The following is a 2,365-nucleotide window of genomic DNA, read 5'->3' on the forward strand; positions in this document are numbered from 1 at the left end:
AAGCAGACGTGCACAGAAAACAGCAATTCAACAACGAAATCTGAATCCTGTGCTTGACTTGGAAATGTCCATATAGGACATTTCTATTTGGTTATTAGGTAGGACATTTCTACTTGGGAATAACACAAAAATGGGAGCTATAAGTTCCCATTTTTAGTCTTTAATACGCTTTTTTGCTTCGTCATAAACTATGCTGTCGGCTCGTTTCCCAACGGTGATGAGCAAGATAACTACCTGATCATCTTTGACTTGATAAACTAACCGTACACCGGCCTTTAATAATTTAATTTTGTAGCAGCCTGCAAGATCACCTCTAAGCATATTCTTTGGAATATGTGGTTGCTCCATGACTTTGGCTAGCTTCTTTTTAAATTGATCTCGAATAGCGATAGGGAGTTTTTCCCATTCTGCTGTAAAGTCTTTGTGACGTAAAAGCTTATAGGTCATCTAAAGTGACTTCCTCAAACATCTCTTTAGGATCATTAATGCGCTTACGGACAAGAGCTAATAATTCAGCATCTTCTTCTGAAAGCAAAGCTTTTTTGACGGGCAGTTTCCCAGTTGTAGCGACATACTCAAGAATACTAGTAAAGAAATCTGTAGGTGCAATCCCTTGTTCTTTAAGGACAGAATAGGATTTTTCTTTAAGGGATTCATCGATCCTGAAATTAACAGTAGCCATCATATTTCCCAGTTATTCAATTTTTAGGAATATTGTAATGCATTTTGCATTACAAGTCGACTTCGTATAACAACCATTATGTTAAATAGCTACTATTTAAGATGAATAATTTTTCAGACAGATCCAACATTCTTATACAATAGCTCGCTATATCATTAGTAATTAATATAGTTTAGGAGTTTTAAGTATGGGGCTTTGGGATGAATTAAGTAGTTTAGGTAAAGCCTTACAAAATGTAACTGCTGATGTTGCTAAAAAATCTGAAGAATATGCAGCTTCTCCTATTCATGCTCAACAATATAAAAAACAAGTTAAAGAGAGTTTTGAACAAGTTGTTGAACATGTAAAGGGTGATAAAGATATTTCGGCAATAAATATTCATAAAGTAGAGGAATTGTTGCCGAAAAAAATTGAATATCAAGAACATATTAATGAGTTAATAAAAAATAAAAATCTTGGTCTATTCAAGAAATATAGTTCATATATGAAAGTTGAGATTAATATTTTGAATATCCTTTTTAACTTGGTTGCTGAAAAATATGGTGATAAAGCTATAAATGACTCGGATCTAAACATATTAAATTGTATTAAAATTAAAATTGAAAATGAAACAAACCTCTTAAATCAGGAGCTTAAGAAGTTCGAAAGTTTCCCATCAATTGATCAGCTAAAAATCTTAGCGGAGAGAATTGAAAATTTATTTTCTAGTGCTAATGAATTATTTTTTTCCACTAAAAAAATTTTACTAGAAAATTATCCGGAAATTAGTATTTTATAATTCTCTAAACAGCTTTGATGGTAAATATTTTGGTAGCACTCAAATCTGACGTGCTACCGAATTATTTTTTATATCCTGATCGCTTTGTTGCATAAACATATAAGCCTTTTATTTTAATTAATTTAATTCAAAAATTTCAATAAAATAATTTAAAAGCATATGGTTGTGAAATATTTATACAACAAGGCTGGATCTAAACCAAAACTTGAATTTGGGTGAAACCATTGTGTACGTAGAAAACTATAGTGGTACGAAGTTAGACCGACCTGAATTGAATAAGCTACTGTCAGAAGCAAATCAAGGTGACACCTTGTTAGTTGAAAGTATTGACCGCTTATCACGCCTAACCCAACGAAATTTTCAAGAGCTGAAGCGCAGGATCCAGGAGAAGGGACTTCGTTTAGTCGTAGCAGATCTTCCTACTACCTACCAAATGATTCAAACCAGTGACAGCATTACTCATTCAATCCTGGAACTCATCAACAATATGTTGATTGATCTCCTGGCAACAATGGCTCGCCTAGACAATGAGAAACGTATAGAACGTATTAAGCAGGGCCTGGCACGTTCAGGTTACAAGCCAACAGGTAAGAAAGCCAATGAGGCTAAGCACAAACGAATAAAAGAATTGCTAGCAGCTGGCAATATGACTAAGGAAGAAATTGCCAAAGCAGTGAATTGTGGAGTTGCAACTGTCTATCGAGTTGCTAAAGTTATCTAAAAGCGGACATTTTTACTTTGGAGAAACCGGACATTTCTATTTTGGAGTTACAACGAATGTTATTCACCAATTAAAATGTCTATGCGATAAACCATTTAAAATGTCCTGTTTTTAACCACAAGAGTCAAGCACAGGATTTAAATTTCTTTGTCCAATAACAGCTTTCTGAGCTTTACGGCTCGGC

3 protein-coding genes and 1 pseudogene are annotated in these 2,365 nt (G+C 34.0%); 2 read left to right on the forward strand and 2 right to left on the reverse strand.

Going from position 1 to position 2,365, the window contains the following annotated elements:
* Positions 1-153: 153 nt before the first annotated feature.
* Together FTU42_RS14675 and FTU42_RS14680 are read right to left on the reverse strand one after the other, a co-directional pair.
* On the reverse strand, positions 154-447 hold the full coding sequence (locus FTU42_RS14675) for a type II toxin-antitoxin system RelE/ParE family toxin (RefSeq protein WP_180083716.1): 294 nt from the start codon (positions 445-447) through the stop codon (positions 154-156).
* Positions 437-682: a type II toxin-antitoxin system RelB/DinJ family antitoxin gene (locus FTU42_RS14680; protein WP_180083719.1), complete on the reverse strand. Its 246-nt coding sequence runs from the start codon at positions 680-682 to the stop codon at positions 437-439. Before FTU42_RS14680 ends, FTU42_RS14675 begins: the two co-directional genes overlap by 11 nt.
* Positions 683-869: 187 nt before the next feature.
* On the opposite strand from FTU42_RS14680, the gene FTU42_RS14685 reads away from it, so the two are divergent.
* Both FTU42_RS14685 and FTU42_RS14690 read left to right on the forward strand, forming a co-directional pair.
* Complete coding sequence (locus FTU42_RS14685) at positions 870-1,460, forward strand: hypothetical protein (RefSeq protein ID WP_180083722.1); 591 nt, start codon at positions 870-872, stop codon at positions 1,458-1,460.
* Between the two features lie 190 nt (positions 1,461-1,650).
* A pseudogene (locus FTU42_RS14690) lies at positions 1,651-2,181 on the forward strand (recombinase family protein); the annotation flags it as partial.
* Positions 2,182-2,365: the final 184 nt, after the last annotated feature.

The sequence above is a fragment of the Acinetobacter sp. YH12102 genome (genome assembly GCF_013419125.1).
GTDB lineage: Bacteria > Pseudomonadota > Gammaproteobacteria > Pseudomonadales > Moraxellaceae > Acinetobacter > Acinetobacter pseudolwoffii.